The organism is Nocardia sp. CWNU-33, assembly GCF_046764895.1.
In the GTDB taxonomy this organism is placed as follows: Bacteria; Actinomycetota; Actinomycetes; order Mycobacteriales; family Mycobacteriaceae; genus Nocardia.
Genome location: NZ_JBKOQN010000010.1, coordinates 165,742 through 182,895 on the forward strand (window position 1 = coordinate 165,742; position 17,154 = coordinate 182,895).

11 protein-coding genes are annotated in these 17,154 nt (G+C 67.2%); 3 read left to right on the top strand and 8 right to left on the bottom strand.

Annotated elements, in window-relative coordinates:
- Positions 1-8 precede the first annotated feature (8 nt).
- The 3 genes from ACLMAL_RS16355 to ACLMAL_RS16365 all read right to left on the bottom strand — a co-directional run bounded on the left by ACLMAL_RS16355 (position 9) and on the right by ACLMAL_RS16365 (position 4,943).
- Positions 9-3,578, bottom strand: coding sequence for a protein kinase domain-containing protein (locus ACLMAL_RS16355; RefSeq protein ID WP_411999828.1), 3,570 nt, complete (start codon positions 3,576-3,578; stop codon positions 9-11).
- Between the two features lie 190 nt (positions 3,579-3,768).
- On the bottom strand, positions 3,769-4,419 hold the full coding sequence (locus ACLMAL_RS16360) for an SgcJ/EcaC family oxidoreductase (RefSeq protein ID WP_411999829.1): 651 nt from the start codon (positions 4,417-4,419) through the stop codon (positions 3,769-3,771).
- 41 nt (positions 4,420-4,460) lie between these two features.
- Entirely contained in the window at positions 4,461-4,943 is a 483-nt protein-coding gene (locus tag ACLMAL_RS16365) for an SgcJ/EcaC family oxidoreductase (protein ID WP_411999830.1), read from the bottom strand.
- Between the two features lie 92 nt (positions 4,944-5,035).
- Between ACLMAL_RS16365 and ACLMAL_RS16370 the strand changes: the two genes are divergently transcribed.
- Complete coding sequence (locus tag ACLMAL_RS16370) at positions 5,036-5,488, top strand: MarR family transcriptional regulator (protein ID WP_328408246.1); 453 nt, start codon at positions 5,036-5,038, stop codon at positions 5,486-5,488.
- Positions 5,489-5,534: 46 nt separating this feature from the next.
- Here ACLMAL_RS16370 and ACLMAL_RS16375 read toward each other — a convergent pair whose 3' ends face one another.
- The 4 genes from ACLMAL_RS16375 to ACLMAL_RS16390 all read right to left on the bottom strand — a co-directional run bounded on the left by ACLMAL_RS16375 (position 5,535) and on the right by ACLMAL_RS16390 (position 13,212).
- Positions 5,535-6,662, bottom strand: coding sequence for an esterase-like activity of phytase family protein (locus ACLMAL_RS16375; RefSeq protein ID WP_411999831.1), 1,128 nt, complete (start codon positions 6,660-6,662; stop codon positions 5,535-5,537).
- A 126-nt stretch (positions 6,663-6,788) separates the two neighbouring features.
- Positions 6,789-8,939: a 3-hydroxyacyl-CoA dehydrogenase NAD-binding domain-containing protein gene (locus tag ACLMAL_RS16380; RefSeq protein WP_411999832.1), complete on the bottom strand. Its 2,151-nt coding sequence runs from the start codon at positions 8,937-8,939 to the stop codon at positions 6,789-6,791.
- Between the two features lie 82 nt (positions 8,940-9,021).
- The gene (locus ACLMAL_RS16385; RefSeq protein ID WP_411999833.1) at positions 9,022-10,236 is read right to left on the bottom strand and encodes an acetyl-CoA C-acetyltransferase; all 1,215 of its coding nucleotides are present in this window, start codon (positions 10,234-10,236) and stop codon (positions 9,022-9,024) included.
- 291 nt (positions 10,237-10,527) lie between these two features.
- A complete protein-coding gene (locus ACLMAL_RS16390) occupies positions 10,528-13,212 on the bottom strand; it encodes a DNA polymerase III subunit gamma and tau (protein WP_411999834.1) in 2,685 nt (894 codons plus the stop codon).
- A gap of 460 nt (positions 13,213-13,672) precedes the next feature.
- Here ACLMAL_RS16390 and ACLMAL_RS16395 point away from each other — a divergent pair, with 460 nt between their 5' ends.
- Both ACLMAL_RS16395 and ACLMAL_RS16400 read left to right on the top strand, forming a co-directional pair.
- A complete protein-coding gene (locus tag ACLMAL_RS16395; protein WP_411999835.1) occupies positions 13,673-14,497 on the top strand; it encodes a hypothetical protein in 825 nt (274 codons plus the stop codon).
- A 167-nt stretch (positions 14,498-14,664) separates the two neighbouring features.
- Positions 14,665-15,906: an ammonium transporter gene (locus ACLMAL_RS16400; RefSeq protein ID WP_411999924.1), complete on the top strand. Its 1,242-nt coding sequence runs from the start codon at positions 14,665-14,667 to the stop codon at positions 15,904-15,906.
- A 111-nt stretch (positions 15,907-16,017) separates the two neighbouring features.
- Here the strand turns inward: ACLMAL_RS16400 and ACLMAL_RS16405 are convergent, their stop codons facing one another.
- Positions 16,018-16,932 (bottom strand): neutral zinc metallopeptidase, encoded by a 915-nt coding sequence (locus ACLMAL_RS16405; protein WP_411999836.1) that lies wholly within the window; start codon positions 16,930-16,932, stop codon positions 16,018-16,020.
- Between the last annotated feature and the right edge of the window lie 222 nt (positions 16,933-17,154).

The window sequence follows — 17,154 nt, forward strand, 5'->3', positions numbered from 1 at the left end:
CTGCCCGCTCAGTCCAGGAGTTCATCCAGGAACAGGGCGGGCAGTGTCGCGTCTCCGGATTGCCCAGTGCCCGAATGCATTTCGGTGCGCAGCACCCGAATAATGGCAACCACGCCCGGACCGGCGTCCAACAGTGGCCGAGTCCAACCGAGGTCCGCACACGTGTGGGCCGCGGGCAGCAGCAGTCCGGTGGCCTCACCGACCCAACCGGAGTCGGCCAGGCACTCGGCGAGCAAGAGCGCGGTATCCAATTCCGCACGGGGACGATGCTGTTCGACCATCCTGGCGTGCAGCGCGCGGGCTCTGCGCACCGCGCGGTCGTCGGAACGCAGCTGGCGTTGGGCGAGCAGTGCCCGGATGGCGGCGATCTCCTCCGCCTCCGCGGTCAGCGCGCCCGCCCCCGTCATGCGGTGGGCGTGGTGGATGGTGCCGGAGGTATCGGACTCGTAGCCTGCCGAATCGATCGCGCGCCTGGCCGCGGTGTCGGTGAGCAGTCCCAGCCGCAGCCGCTCGGCACGAATGTGCGCGGCCAGCCGTCTCAGCCGGTTGTCGGAGGCGATCCGATCGCCTTCGTCGAGCCGGGCGGTAGCGGTGTGCATATCACCGAGCACCGCTTTGACCCTGGCGCCGATGACGAAGGTCGAGATCAGGAAGTCGACCGGCCCGACCCGGGTGACAAGCTGATGACTTTCGTCGAGCAGCCGATCGGCCATCGTCAGATCACCACGGCGGTAACTCAATTCACCGAGCAGTGCGGCGGCCACCCGCACCCCGTGCGAGCGCGGACCCGAGCGAATGCGTGCGGTCTCGAAGGCCTGCTGGAAACATACTGTGGCAGTGGCGATATCGAGTTGCTCATATGCCGCGGCGCCCTGCCCGCAGAGTCCGAAGACCGCGCCGAGCGGGTCCTTCGATCGTGCGTGATACTCCGCAGCCCACTCCTGGATCTCGCGGGCGCCATCGAAATCGAAGTCGCACAACCGCGCGAACGAAGTCAGGTTCGCCGCGGTCGACACCGTCCACGCAGGCAGTTCATCCGGCCGCTGCAGGCAGTCGGCCACCCGGTCGAGCACGCCCTCGGTGTGGTCTCTCGCAATCGAATCCGCAGCGGCGAGCACCGCAGCCTCGCACCGTTGCCTGATCACCTCGACGTCGGTGGACGATCCGCGGGCCAGCACATTCGACAGCCGACCGAGCGCGGTGCGCGCCGCACTGGACTGCTGCAGATTGACATTGGCGCGCGCGACCGCCATCAACAGCTTGGATCGCGAAGAAACCTGCTGCATAGGCAATTTCGCCACGGTGCCGAGCAGGGTCGCGAGCCGGGACCCGTCGATCAGATCCATGCCGCCGCCCTCGAGCAGATCGAGCGCCATCTTCAGATCGGTGGCCGACAGCGCGTGATCGACCGACTTGCGCAACAGCTGATGCTCGGCATACCAGCGGGATGCCTTGCGGTGCAACGCCTTGAGCCGGCCGGGGTTGGCACGCTCCAGCCGGGCGCGCAGATGCTCGGCGAACAGCGGCTGCATCCGGAACCACTCTGGATCGTGCGCGATGCGCTGGAGGAACAGCTCGCGCTGCTCCGCCTGCTCCAGCAGCTGTTCGGCCTCGGGATCCTCCGACAGCGCCGCGGCGAGCGAACCGCACACCCGCTCGGTCACCGAGATCGACGTCAAGAAGTCGAGCATCTGGGGCTCGAGTGTGTCCAGGACATTTTCCGCGAGATACTCACGGATGCCGTGATTGCCCTCGGAAAGATTGGCGATCAATTGGGCCGGATCGGCGTTGCCGCGTAAGGAAAGACTCACCAATTGAATGGCGGCGGGCCAGCCGTCGGTGGCGGTGTGAATCTCCTCCACCTGCGTGTCGGTGAGCGCGAAACCGTTGCGCTCCACCAGAATCTGCCTGGTCTCCGCCGCGGTCAGGCGCAACGCCGACGACCCGATTTCGACCAGCTCGTCGTAGACCCGCAGCCTGCTGGTCGGCAGACCCGACTGTTCCCGGCTGGTCACCACGAAGCGCAGGTGATGGCATCCGTTGTCCAGCAATGCCTCCATTGCCCGGTGCGCGCCCGCGTCGGTGACCCGGTGCCAGTCCTCGACGACCACCACGATGGTGGAGCCCGCCGCGTGGATCTCATCGATCAGCGTGGCGATGACGAACGCGACGGCGTCGGCGGGCCGCTCCTCCAACACCTGGTCGAGGCCCTCACCGATATCGGGGCGGACCCGGCGGATGGCCTCGATGAGGTGGGCAAGAAACCAGATCTCGTTGTCGTCGGCACGATCGATCCCGATCCAGGCGACCGCCACCCTGCCCTCGGTCAGTTCGGCTCGCCACTGTGCGGCCACCGTGCTTTTGCCGAACCCGGCCGGTGCATGGATCACCGCGAGCCTGCGCCGCCCGCCCGCCCGCAGCGTGTCCAGCAGCCGGGGACGCGGGACCGGGTCCCTGGCCGGAGTCGGCGGGCGAAACTTGGTCACTGCCGTCGGCGGCCACGTGTTCGGACCGTTCGTGGTCGAGTATTGCGACACCGCGGGCCGCAGCGTCAATGGCCAACTCCGGCGGGCGGTCACCGCGGGTCGAGCGACCGCCGATTCGGCGCCGGCGTTCTCGGCCGATTCGGGCGCGACGGCGGTATCCAGCAGCGCCATCTCGTCGGGCACCTGATCGTGCTCGCGTTGCGCGTTGCGCAGCATTTCGCCGAGGTCGTAGGCCGTGTCCGGCCGCTCGCGCGGGTCGGTGGACATGGCCTGCTCGATCGCGGCGGCCAGGTCGGCGGGAATGTCCTGATCGCGCAGGTCGGGCACTGGCTGGGTGGTGATCCGCAGAAACTGCGCGATGACCTTCTCCCCCGCCTGCCTTTCATAGGCGGCGTGCCCGGTGAGCAGGGCGAACAATGTCGCGCCGAGCCCGTACACGTCCGAGCGGACAGTCGGGTCCTGGCCCTTCAGCACCTCCGGGGCGGTGAACGCGGGTGAGCCGGTGATCAAACTGCTCGAGGTCTGAAAACCGCCCGGAATCCTGGCAATGCCGAAATCGGTCAACTGTGGTTCGCCATAACCACTGAGCAGTACGTTCGCCGGCTTCACGTCCCGGTGCAGGATGTGGGCGCGGTGCGCGCTCTCGATCGCACCGGCCAGCTTCACCCCGGCGCGCAATGAATCCGCCCAGGTGAGCGGCCCACGATTGCGGATGAGCTGCTCGAGCGAACCACGCGTGCAGTAGGGCATCACGATGAACGGCAGTCCGGTCGGGGTGACATCGACCTGCAGGATGTCGACAATGTTCGGGTGGCCGGACAACCGGCCCATGGCCTGTTCCTCACGCAGGAACCGTTCGCGGCTCTCCTCGTCGATTTCCGACGACAGCACCTTCACCGCAACCACCCGGTCGAGTGCCTGCTGAATGCAGCGGTAGACCACCCCGAAGCCGCCCCGGCCGATCTCGACAGCGCCGGACAGGCCCATTGCCTCCAACTCGTCGGCAATCCCGATGGACGGCTGTCGCTGCGTGTCCGATTCGGCCGGAGTCGACTCGGGGCTCACCTTGCCCGAACGCGTCTGTGGATTCATGTGACCACCTCGAATTCACATCGAATCGGCGTCACCGGCGATCATGCGGCACGCGGACGTCGGACACCGCGAAGAGTTCTCGCGATGTCCGATATGTCTACGCACCTCCAACGTAGCGCGGAATGACACCGAGTGGATGGCTTTCCTGGCAGCGTGGTTTCGACCGCGCCTGCTCCGGAAACCGGTCGTCTCAGCGCTCGGCGGCGGGCCTGGTATCCGGGTCGTACAGAAACGAGATTCGTTCCATGACGTTCTTACGCTGAGTGTTATGGAAAGCGGCGATCAGCCAGCGACCATCCTGCCGAACCATGGTGTAGGTCTGGGTCTTGGACAAGTCTTCGGGGCTTTTCGGGTCGCCCTTGTAGGTGTCGCCACGACTGGTCACCACGGCGGTATCGGGTCCGTAGAAGCGGATGCCGAGGATCGAGTCGGCCAGCTTCGTGCCTTTCACGAATCCGTCGAACAGGGCACGGTGTCCCCCGGCGATATCGGCGCGGCCCTGGTAGTAGGTGCCTACATAGCTGGTGTAGGTGGCATCTTCGGTGAACACCGCACCGTAGGCGTCGGCGTCGCCGCGGCCCCAGGCGCCGGTGAGCTCGTCGAGCAGGCCGCAGATCTCCAGTACCGACTGCGGTGCAGCGGCGGCCCCGGACGGCGTGACGGTGGTGCATGCGGTACTGCCGAGGTTGTGCACGTCGGAGGTCTTGTCCAGCCAGAGGTAGCCGCCGCCGGCGGCGACGCCGAGGGTGATGGCGGAGGCGGCGAGTACGCGGGACAGGATGCGGCGGCGCGGGCGGGGCGCGGTTGCCGCGGTCTCGGTGGTCGTGGTGTCGGTGTTCATGACGGCTCCTTCGAGTGAAAAGTTCTGGGCGGAAACAGGACTCAGCGTTCGGCAGCAGGGCGGGCGGCCGGAGTGGACAGGTAGGTGATGCGCTCGAGCAGCTTCTTGCGCTTGGTGTTCTGGAAGGCGGCGATCGACCAGCGGCCGTCCCGGCGGACCAGCGTGTAGGTCTGCGTCTTGGACAACTGGTCGGCCCGCTTCGGCTTGCCCTTGTAGGTGTCGCCTCGGCTGGTGAGGACCGCGGTATCGGGTCCGTAGAAGCGGATGTCCAGCACGTCGTCGGCGAGCCGGGTGCCCTTCAGCACCCCGGCGAACAGGGCGCGGTGCGAGGTGACGATGTCGCCGCGACCGCGGTAGTAGGTGCCGAGGAAGCTCGTGTAGGTCGCGTCTTCGGTGAAGACCGCGCCGTAGGCATCGGCGTCGCCGCGGCCCCAGGCGTCGATCAGTTCCGCGATCACGCCTTGGATTTCCCGGCTCTGTGCACTGCGGTCCGCGGTATCGAAGATGGTGTCGTCGCTGCTCATGATGGCCCTCCGTGATAGATTTCTTCTTAGAAGATCTTTCTTCTCTGAAGATGTTTCTTCGTTGAGGAAGATATTAGAAGAGAGAGGTATCCGTGTCAACACCATCGATGCGCCAGGACGCGAGCGAGGTCTACCGCCGCTACCTGAGCGCGGTCATGCTGCATGGACAGGCCGGCGCCCGAGCCGTGGACCTGGGTGCGACCGACCTGTACGCGCTCAACATCCTCGAGCTCACCGGTCCGATGAGCCCCGGCGAACTCGGCGCCCGCAGCGGCCTGACCACCGGACCGACCACCCGATTGATCGACCGGCTAGAGGAAGCCGGCTACGTGCGCCGCGTCCCGGTGCCGGGCGACCGTCGCAAAGTCATCGTCGAATTGGTCGACAAGCCTGCGGATCTCGACGAGATCCTCGCCCCGGCCCGCCGCCGGATCGGCGAGATCATCGGAGGGTATTCACCCGAGCAGCGCGAAGTGCTGTTCGACTACTTCACCCGGGCCGCCGACGCGTACCGCGAGGCCGCGGAGGAGCTGCGCAACTCATAACGAAAGGCCGCCGGCGCGGCGGGCGCTGCGTTCGACGGGCCGGCGTTCAACGGACGGCCAAGGCGATGAGTTGGGTGCGCTGCTGGTCGGCAAAGTTGTTGTCGCTGACCAGGACCAGGGTCCGTGCGCCCGAAGGCAGGCGCGGACCCCAGGTCATGCCTTCCACATTGTCGATGTCCGGCAGACCGACGTCGGCGAGGTCGACGAGCAGGCGCTTCGCGACCGGACGCGCGTCGCCCAGCGGTGCATCGAGAATATTGGTAGCGGCGCTGATGTCGGCCTCGTAGATCCTGATCTTATTGCCGACGCCGAACACGAAAGACCGTTCCAGCACCAGGAATTTCGTCGGATCGATCGGGTCGGCGGCCAGTATCGAAGCAACACCGTTGATGCCGAGCCCGGGTTCCGGCCGAGACTCCGCGAACACCGGCTCCTGCGGGTACGCGTACTGAGCGAGCAGCGGGCCGAAGCGCGCCTGCACCGTGATCCGCGACAGCGCGCCGGACGCGGTGGTCGCGACCGGACCATCCTGCAGCAGCGGCCCTTCCACCGACGTCACGAACAGCGCGCCACCTGCGGCGAAGGTCGCACCTTCCAGTGCAAGGTTCTGGCGCGGACCCGCCGCAGGTTGCATGCGCTCGTTGTTCGGAATGGGCAGCCGGCCCGCGAAGCTGCCGTCGGATCGCGCGATCTGCACCGAAGGATCGGCACGGACCGTCTCGGTCCGCTCACCCTCCTGGCTCCAGAAGTAGTCACCGGTCCACGGGTCGACCCGAATTTCCTCGGGGTCCAACGACTTCGGCGCATACACAGCGCCGTCCGGAGTGCGCAGCGGATGCGTCCCGGTGAAGGTCACCGGGCCGACACCAGTCTCGTCCACACCGAAACGCGCGGTATAGAACCGCGCCGGATTCTGCTCCGAACGATCGTCACTGATCAGGACGTATTCGCCGGTCCGAGGCTGGAAGTCGATACCGGACAGGCCACCGACAGTGGTGCCGTCGAAGTCCAGGTTGTGCGGCACGACCTGCGCACCGAGCAGCCGCACGGATGGGGCTGCGTCGAACACAACCGGCTCGGGTGCGCCCCGCGGGGGTGCCGCATTCGCGACAGGTGCAATGACACACGCGACCGCGAGGGTCGCCGCGAACAGGGTTTGTCTACGTCTGGCCACGACGGCTACGGTATCGAGGCGATCGGCCGGGCAGGTGAACAGCGCCCGAAATCACTGCCGGAGACGACGAAGCCCGCCACCGCACGCAGCGATGACGGGCTTTTGCCGTTATTGCGAAGCCGCAGCCTACTTACGCAGCGAGGCCGGGACCTCGAAGCGCTCGCCGTAGGTCTTGGCGAGGTAGTCGGCGCGGGCCACGAAGGCTTCCTGGCCGCCCGGGTAGCCGACGATGAACTGGTGCACGCCACCGGTCCAGGCCGGGAAACCGATGCCGAAGATCGAGCCGATATTGGCGTCGGCGGTGGTGATCAGCACACCCTCGTCGAAGCACTTCTGGGTCTCGATCGCCTCGATGAAGAGCATGCGGTCGATCAGATCCTGCAGCGGCACCGTGAAATCGGCGGTCGTCTTGAAGTGATCGCGCAGGCCCTGGAAGATGCCGATGCGCTTGCCGTCTTCGTCGTAGTCGTAGAAGCCGGCCTTCTCCAGGCGGCCCGGACGACCCTGCTCGACCAGGTAGTCGATGACGTCCTGGGCCGGGTGACGCTTCTTGCCCAGGGTGGCGTCGCCGTGCGAGGCGGCCTCGAGGGTCTCCTTGGCGATCTTCTGCATGAGCTTGAGGTTCAGCTCATCCGACAGCTGCAGCGGCGCGGCCGGGTAGCCCGCCTGCAGACCTGCCTGCTCGATGGTCGCAGGCTCGATGCCCTCGGTCAGCATGGCGATCGCCTCGTTGACGAAGGTGCCGATGACGCGCGAGGTGAAGAAGCCACGGCTGTCGTTGACGACGATCGGGGTCTTCTTGATGGCGAGGGTGTAGTCGAACACCCTAGCCAGCGCCTCGTCGGAGGTCTTCTCACCCTTGATGATCTCCACCAGCGGCATCTTGTCGACCGGCGAGAAGAAGTGGATGCCGATGAAGTCCTCCTGGCGCTTCACGCCGGTCGCGAGACCGGTGATCGGCAGGGTGGAGGTGTTCGAGCCGAGCAGCGCGTCCGCGTCGACGATGTCCTCGATCTCCTGGAACACCTTGTGCTTGAGCTCGGTGTTCTCGAAGACAGCCTCGATGACGAAGTCGACACCGGCGAAGTCGGCCGCATCCGCGGACGGCTTGATCCGGTCCAGCAGCGCCTTCGACTTCTCCTCGGTGGTCTTGCCACGCGAGAGGGCCTTGGCCTCGATCTTCTCGGAGTAGTTCTTGCCGCGCTCGGCCGCCTCGATGGTGACGTCCTTCAGCACGACCTCGTAGCCAGCCTTGGCCGAGACGTACGCGATGCCCGCGCCCATCATGCCCGCGCCGAGCACGCCGACCTTGCGGATCTCCTTCTTCGGAACATCCTTGGGTCGCGAGCCACCGTTGTTGATCGACTGCAGGTCGAAGAAGAACGCCTGAATCATGTTCTTCGCGACCGGGCCGGTCAGCAGGTGCACGAAGTAGCGCGACTCGATGAGCGACGCGTTGTCGATGTCGACCTGCGCGCCCTCGACCGCGGCGGACAGGATCGCCCGCGGCGCAGGCATATTGGTGCCCTTGAGCTGCTTGCGCAGGTTGGCCGGGAACGCGGGCAGGTTCGCCGCGAACGCCGGGGTGGACGGAGTGCCACCGGGGATCTTGAAGCCCTTCTTGTCCCAGGGCTGCACGCCGCCCTCGGGGTTGGCCTTGATCCACGCCTTCGCGGCGGGCACCAGCTCCTCGATCGAGCCGACGACCTCGTTGATCAGTCCGACTTCCTTGGCCTTCGCCGGGCGGTACTTGTTGCCCTGCAACAGCACCTGCATCAGCGCGCCCTGGAGGCCGAGCATGCGCACGGTACGGATGACACCGCCACCGGCCGGCAGCAGGCCGAGGCTGACCTCGGGGAGGCCGAGCTGCACGCCGGGCACGTCGGCCGCGATGCGGTAGTGGGTCGCGAGGGTGATCTCCAGGCCACCGCCGAGCGCGGCGCCGTTGATCGCGGAGACGACCGGCTTGCCGAGGGTCTCCAGGCGACGCAGCGCGCCCTTGATGTTGGCGAGCTCGTCCATGAGGGCCTGGCCGTCTTCCGGGCCGACCTTCATCATGTTCTTCAGGTCGCCGCCCGCGAAGAAGGTCTTCTTCGCCGAGGTCAGCACCACACCGGTGATGTTGTCCTTCTCGGCTTCGAGGCGCTCGACGGTCGCGGTCATCGAGTTCTTGTACAGCTCGTTCATCGTGTTGGCGCCCTGGTTCGGGTCGTCCATCGTCAATACGACGATGCCGTCCGAATCCTGCTCCCAACCGATCATGTTGGTCTCGCTCACAGCTCTGTGTCTCCTTGTGGATTAGCGGCGTCCGCGGGCCTGACGCGAACGCCGCTGTGGAATCTGAAGTCTCGGTTGGGGTTTAGACGCGCTCGATGATGGTGGCGACGCCCATGCCGCCACCGATGCACAGGGTGATCAGCGCATAGCGGCCGTTGCGGCGCTCGAGCTCGTCGACCATGGTGCCGGTGATCATCGCGCCGGTGGCGCCGAGCGGGTGGCCCATCGCGATGGCGCCGCCGTTGACGTTCAGCTTCTCGTCCGGGATGTTCAGGTCCTTCTGGAACTTCAACACCACGGAGGCGAACGCCTCGTTGATCTCGACCAGGTCGATGTCGTCGACGGTCAGGCCCGCCTTGGCCAGCGCCTTCTTGGCGGCCGGGGTGGGACCGGTCAGCATGATGGTGGAGTCGGCGCCGCTGGTGGCGGTGGCGACGACGCGCGCACGCGGGGTCAGGCCGGAGGCCTTGCCCGCCTCTTCGGTGCCGACCAGCACCAGCGCGGCGCCGTCGACGATGCCCGAGCTGTTGCCGCCGTGGTGCACGTGGTTGATCTTCTCCACGAAGTGGAACTTCTGCAGCGCAACAGCGTCGAAGCCACCCATCTCGCCGACGACGGCGAAGGACGGGTTCAGCTTGGCCAGGTCCTCTGCGGTGGTGCCGGGACGCATGTGCTCGTCTTTGTCCAGCACGATGATGCCGTTCTGGTCCTTGACCGGAACGACCGACTTGGCAAAGTAACCGCCGGTGGTGGCAGCGGCAGCCAGCTCCTGCGAGCGCACCGCGTAGGCGTCGACATCATCGCGGCTGAAGCCTTCGATGGTGGCGATCAGGTCGGCGGAAACACCCTGCGGAACGAAGTAGGTGTCGTAGTTGGTGGCCGGGTCCAGTGCCCAGGCGCCACCGTCGGAGCCCATGGCCACACGGGACATGGACTCCACGCCACCGGCGATGACCAGGTCGTCGAAGCCGGAGCGGACCTTCTGCGCGGCCAGGTTCACGGCCTCGAGGCCGGAGGCGCAGAAGCGGTTGAGCTGGAAGCCGCCGACGGTGTCGGGCAGGCCCGCCACGGTCACGGCGGTGCGCGCGATGTCCATACCCTGGTCGCCGACCGGGCTGACAACACCGAGGATGAGGTCGGAGATCCGGTCCTCTTCGAGGTTGGGGAAGCGGTTACGCAGCTCCTGGATCAGACCAACAGTCAGGTCGATCGGCTTCACCGAGTGCAGCGAACCCGTCTTCTTGCCGCGGCCACGTGGAGTGCGGATGGCCTCGTAGATGTAGGCCTCTGTGGTCATATCGGAGTGTTTCCTTCCTTGGGGTGCGAAGGCCGAACTTCCGTCCGTCCAAGCGCTCTCTGCGGTGGCGCCGCCTATCCGGCGCGGCCGCGGGTAACCTCGTCGACCGATCCTTCGACCGACCGTCCTGACGCTGTATAAAACTCGGCAAGCAGCGGCGGACGAACATTCCGGACGCCCAGACGCCTGGGCATACCATAGAACTTCGCCACACCGGAGCTCACGGCCACCCGTTCATACTACCGTGGTGTGCGAACTCCGGTTAACTTAACGTCGTCGAGGCGGGGCTTGTCAACCATCCAGCCGTGTGGCACCGAGCTCACTCTTGAGCAATTCGAGAGCGATCTCGTCGGGGTCGCGCCGCTCGCCGGGGGCCACCGGCTTTGCCGACTCGGCCAGCATCTCCCGCTCTTCCTCCGGAGTCGCAGGTGGCGGCACCCCATCCACCGGCGCATAGTCCACCGGCCCCGGGTCATCCGGTAGATCGGGGAAATCCGGCGGCGGAATGTCGTCCTCGGCCGCACGCGACCGCACGTCGGGACCATCGCTCGGCCGCTGCCCACTCCCGCTCCCCGCGGCATCCGCGGCCGCGCCACGAGCCTGGCTCGGCCGCGAGAATCGCGGCGGCGCGGCGGCATCCGAACCGCGGCCCGTCGCGGCGCCGGGTTCACGTGCCGACGCATTTCCGGTTTCGCGGGCGCCCGCACCCCGCCCGCGACCTGCCGCGGCCGTGGTGGCCGCCGGTCGCGGCGCGGGCGCGCCGGCCTCCCATCGCACCTCGTGATCGCGGCCGAGCACGGCCTGCACCGCAGATCGGACCGCCGCGAGATTCCGCGGATCGGACAGGCGCTGCGCCAACGGCGCGTGCTGATGGGCGAACACGATCACGTTCCCCTCCAGCCGCGACACCGACGCCCCGGACAGCAATGCCTGCACGGTGGGCCCGAACTCCCGCACCTTCGCGCGAATATCCGCCCAAGCCGCCTCGACCGCCCGCAACAGATCGGCGTCCTGCTGTACCGGGGCAGCCGCCGGAGCCTGCGCTGACGCAGCAGATTCCGGATCGACTTCCTCACGGCCCGTTGCCGCTGGCATCGAAATCTGTTGCACTGCTGCGGATTCCGTAGACTCTGCGGCCGGGGCCGGGGCAGCGTCCGGAGCGTGAGCGGCAACCGAGGTCCGCCCAGCGACCGAGGCCTGCCCAGGAACCGAAGCATCTCCAGCGGCTGGGATTCGCCCAGCGCCGGAGACCTGCCCACCAGCTGATGCGCTCCCAGCTGCAGAGGTTTGCCCAGCGACTGAGGTCTGGCCGCCCGGCGGCGGCTCAACTGCCGGGGCGGGCTCGGCAACCGGAGCAGCCGCGGCAACGGGGGTCGCCTGAGCGATCGGAGCCGACGCAGCGTTCGCGATGCGCCCAGCGTCCGCTACGTGCTCAGTGCTCGCAACCTGCTCAGCACCCGGGGCTTCTCCCGGGCCCGGGGTACGTCCGGCGGCCGGGATTTGCCCAGTGCCGGAAGCGGGTTCAACGACAGAAGTCGAGTCGGGGACCGGAGTGTGCTGAGCCGGCGGAGCCGACTGCGTGGCAGCGGGAGCCTGCGCGGTCGATTGCGGGGGCGCATTCCGGCCCGCGGCGGCATTCGGATCGGCGACTCCGGAGCCTTCGCTCGAGGCACGAGTCTCCCGTCGTGCCGCCGCCAGCAGTTCCGCCCCGCGGCGACGCGGTGGCTCCGCGGCCGAGCCCTGCGTAGGCGCGACCGGCGCCGAGGCGGGCGCGGGGCTCGGCGAGGCGACGCCTGCACCTGTCGCCTGCGGGACCACGCCACCGGCAATGCCGCGCTCGAGCTGCTCGATTCGCTGCAGGGTCGCCGATTCGGCATCCGATACCGAGGGCAACAGCATTCGGGCACAGACGATTTCAAGTAACAGCCGGGGCGCGGTCGCACCACGCATCTCACCGAGACCTTCGTGCAGCAGTTCGGCATGGCGAGCCAGGGTGGCAGGACCGAGACGCTGCGCTTGGTCGCGCATGCGCTCGAGCACATCGCCCGGTCCGGAGACGAGGCCGCGATCAGCGGCGTCGGGGACGGCGCGGAGCAGGATCAGGTCACGCAGGCGTTCCAGCAGGTCGACGGCGAAGCGGCGGGGATCGTGGCCGGCCTCCATGACCCGGTCGACGGTGCCGAACAGGGCCGCACCGTCACCGACGGTCAGGGCATCGATGGCGTCATCGATCAGCGCGACATCGGTGACGCCGAGCAGCGAGACCGCCCTCGGATAGGTGACGCCTTCGGGGCCCGCGCCGGCCAGCAGCTGGTCGAGCACGCTCAGGCTGTCGCGCGGCGAGCCGCCGCCCGCGCGGATCACCAGCGGATACACCGCCTCGTCGACCGGGACGTTCTCCTGCTCACAGATCTTTCCGAGCAGTCCACGCATAGTCGCGGGCGGCAGCAGCCGGAACGGGTAGTGATGGGTCCGGGAGCGGATGGTCGGCAGCACCTTTTCCGGCTCAGTGGTGGCGAAGATGAAGATCAGGTGCGCGGGCGGCTCCTCGACGATCTTCAGCAGCGCGTTGAAACCCGCGGTGGTGACCATGTGCGCCTCGTCGACGATGAATACCCGGTACCGGGACTCGGCGGGCGCATAGAAGGCACGGTCACGCAGTTCACGAGTGTCGTCGACACCGCCGTGGCTCGCGGCGTCCAGCTCGATCACGTCGAGGTTCCCCGGGCCGCCGGGGCCGAGCGCTACACAGGAGGGGCACACACCACACGGCGTCGAGGTCGGGCCCTGCACACAGTTCAGCGAGCGCGCGAGAATGCGGGCCGAGGACGTCTTGCCACAGCCACGCGGGCCGGAGAATAGGTAGGCATGACTGATCCGGCCGGTGTCGAGGGCGGTGCTCAGTGGGTCGGTGACGTGCTCCTGGCCCACCACCTCAGCGAATGTTGCCGGTCGGTACTTCCGGTACAGAGCCACGGCCAGAGGTTACCGGCGCGCACCGACAAAGAACATTCCCGCAGGCGCACGCACCCGGCGCGGCGCGGCAGCCGCCAACCCATGACCCAAAACGTGACATAGATCACAAGATGCACGAAGATTATTTCCGCCCGGATGATCAGCGATGAAGGTGGCAACGGGAGAGCAATCGCCCGCCGAGCGGGGGTCGAATCCGACACCTTGTCGCTTGACCACCCCTCTTGGCAAGCATTAGTTGAACTCACGCCCCGGTTTTCCGCCCGTTTGTGGAGATAACGAAACCATCAACTCGAGTGACATCGACGCTATCGGCTGGCTACCGTGGTTATCGGCAACTTCGGTAGCCAAACCTTCATCAGGTTGGTGGCCCCGGCCGGTCCCTCATCCCGACCGGGGCACAACCTGGAATCCGCAGGCAGTTCGCCGAACACTGACGCTTCCACCGGAGGGCCGTTTCCCCGTGCCGTCTTGTGACGACATCGCCGCCGCCTGGCTTTCGAGCACCGACTTCGCCGACAACCACACGGCCGTCGACCTGCTGAGCCGGGCGATCAGCCCACAGGATTTCGCGATCAAGCGCGACTCGCTGCCGGTGGCCGCCGCCGCCGACCCGGCGACCGCCGCAGCGATCCTGGAACTACTCGAGCGCGGCCAGGTGCCGACCATGGCTGCCATCCGGACCCTCACCGCACAGAACGAGATGCGACGCGAAGCCGAGCGCATCGAACGTCTCGGCCGCCGCGCCCAGCGCAGCATCGACGATTTCGGCCGTGTCCTCGCCCAGCTGGCCCACGACCACTGGACCGCACACGGCACCGGCCCCATCCGGCGCGACGTGTTGCAGTCCGAGCCGGTGATGGCCCTGATCAGGGACCGAATCGGCGACATCGCACCCGGCGCGGTGAAGCACCTCTGGCTGATCGAGCGCGCTCAGCGCGCCGGCTGGATCGCCTCGAATGCCGAGCCAGGATCACTGTGCGCGGCACGACGTTTCCACTCCGCCAAGTACGGCAACCGAGTGTCGCTACGCCCGGTCAACACCATCGGCACCCTGGTCGCGGGCTTCCTCGACGAGCACCTGACCGAGCACGGCCGCCCGCCGCGCTGGTCGGTCCTCGCCCACGATCTGCGTGACGACCGCGGCCGCCGGGTCTTCCACGACACCGCCGACGCGCGCACCCAGCAGCTGTGGCTCACCACCGCCGAGTGGATGGCGGTCTGCGAGGACCTCCCGGTGCCGGGCCGTCGCGGTGCGCGAGCGCTCGCCCGCAAGCCGAAACGCTGATCCACGGGCCGCGCTCGGCTAAAACACCTGGTGGTGCGCGGCCGGACCGTGACCATTCGGTAATTTCCTTGCAACGCATTCCTGCGTGAAAGGAGTTACCCGTGTCTTCAACCATCGATCCCGCGGCCACCGCCTGGCTGCTCATCAGCACTGCACTTGTGCTGCTGATGACACCGGCCCTGGCCATTTTCTACGGCGGGATGGTGCGCTCGACCGGCGTACTCAACATGCTGATGATGAACTTCATCGCCATCCCACTGGTGACCGTGGTCTGGTTGCTCGCCGGCTACAGCCTGGCCTTCAGCGAGGACGCGGGCGGCGGCCTGATCGGCAACCTCGGCCACTTCGGCATGACAGGCATCGACCCGAACACCGTGCACGGTTCGGTTCCCGAGCTGCTGTTCGCCACCTTTCAGCTGACCTTCGCCATCCTGACCGCGGCACTGGTCAGTGGTGCGATCGCGGACCGCGCGAAGTTCTCCGGCTGGATGGCGTTCGTGCCGTTGTGGGCGCTGGTGGTGTACGTGCCGATCGCGCACTGGGTGTGGGGTCCGGACGGCTGGCTGGCCTCCTTCGGTGCACTCGACTACGCGGGTGGGCTTGTCGTGGAGATCGCTTCTGGTGCGTCCGCGCTCGCGCTGGCAATCGTGCTCGGCCCGCGCATCGGATTCCGGATTGATCAGATGCGTCCGCACAACCTGCCCTTCGTGCTGCTCGGCGCGGGTCTGCTGTGGTTCGGCTGGTTCGGCTTCAATGCCGGATCGGCACTGTCCGCCAATGGTGTCGCGGCAGCGGTGTTCCTGAACACACTGGTCGCGGGCTGCCTCGGCATGCTCGGCTGGCTCGCGGTCGAACAGATCAGGGACGGGCGGCCGACCACCTTCGGTGCGGCCTCCGGCGTGGTGGCAGGTTTGGTCGCCATCACCCCGTCGTGTGGTTCGGTGAACACCCTCGGCGCGCTGATCGTCGGGCTCACGGCCGGTGTGGTGTGTTCGTTCGCGGTCGGCTGGAAGTTCAAGGCGGGCTATGACGACTCGCTCGATGTGGTCGGCGTGCACTTCGTCGGTGGTGTCGTCGGCACGCTGCTGATCGGCCTGCTCGCCAACCAGGTGATGACCGGCGGCGTCGAGGGCCTGCTCTACGGCGGTGGTGCGACCCAGCTCGGCAAGCAACTCGTCGGCGTGCTCGTGGTCGCGGCGTACGCGTTCGGTGTGACCTTCGCACTCGGCAAAGGCATCGACCGTGTCATCGGCTTCCGGGTGACCAAGGAAGACGAGACCGCGGGCATCGACTTCGCACTGCACGCCGAGACCGCGTATGCCGAAGGCGTGCACGGACATGCGCCGCGCCGGTTCGGTGAGGGACACTTCGGCCACCCGCACGGCGGCGCCGAAGGCCGGGACCGCTGACCCGCGAGAACGCAGGCACCTGGCTGCCGCATCGGACCGGTGTTGTGACGACACCGGTCCACGGGCGACCAGCAGGTGCCGCCGCCGGGCCCGTGTCGCCGTACGCCGTTGTCAGCTCACCGCACCAGCCGGAGCGGTGAACGTATTGCACTGTGCCGCACGGTTTTTATCCACACCGGTCTCGAACCAAGCGCCGCCGTTCTCCGCGGTGCCGTGATCGCGCATATCGCCGCGCTGATCGCCGCGGCCGTGCGCATCCCGCTTGGCAAGGCTGATCTGGTTGCCGGTCAGCGAGCCACCGCCGGACGCGGACGCCATGTACATGCCGTCGAAACAGTTGGCCTGCAACTCGACTCGGCGCGAGAGCTCCAGACCCTTTTCGCTGCGCGCACCCGCGTCGACCCGCTCACTGTTGGCTTTGCGCAGGATTCCCGACATGGCCTGGACATGATGGCCGTACTCGTGCGCGAACACCGAAAGGTAGACCACCCAGTTGTCTTTGAACAGCTCGGTCTGCAGCTGGCTGATCGGCATGTAGATGGTCTTGTTCGCCGGGCAGTAGAAGGCCGCGAAATTACTGGTGGTTCCGGTGCACGGCGTGGTGATGCCCGAGGTCGTCGCGCTGACATTGAGCGCAGGCGGCTGAAACGGCAGATTCGACTTGGCCAGCACCGGTTTCCATGCCGCCTCCAGGCAGCCCGCGGCCGACTCGAAGAACTTGCGTGCCGTGTCCACCTGGGTGCCCCACGGCGAGTAGTTGCAGCGCGCGGGAACCAGGGTCGAGCTCGGATCGGTCAGCAGCGGGTTGGTCCCTGTCTCCGCGCGGCCTGCCGCGCCACTGGGATCCGGCGTGAAGGTCAAGCTGGGCGTGGGTCCCGACGACTCGGCGCTGTGCCTACCCGTCGAAATCGCGTAGCGCACCAGGGAACCCGCCACCAGGAACACGATGACCAGCAGCAGCGCCGTCAAACCACCGCCACGTTTACGGGGCGGGCCGGGCGGACGGCCGGGTGGGCCGTAGGGCATCGGCGGCGGCATAGGCGGGCGGAATCCGGGCGGCGGATAACCAGGGGGCGGACCGTATGCGGGCGGCGGGCCATATCCCGGAGGCGGTTGATAGCCGGGCGGTGGGCCGTATCCGGGCGGGGGCCCATAGCCGGGCGGCGGCGGAACCGGACGCCCACCAGGCGGAACCGGTCGATAACCGTACGGTGGTTGTGTCACTCCCCCGTACCCCCTCATCTCATG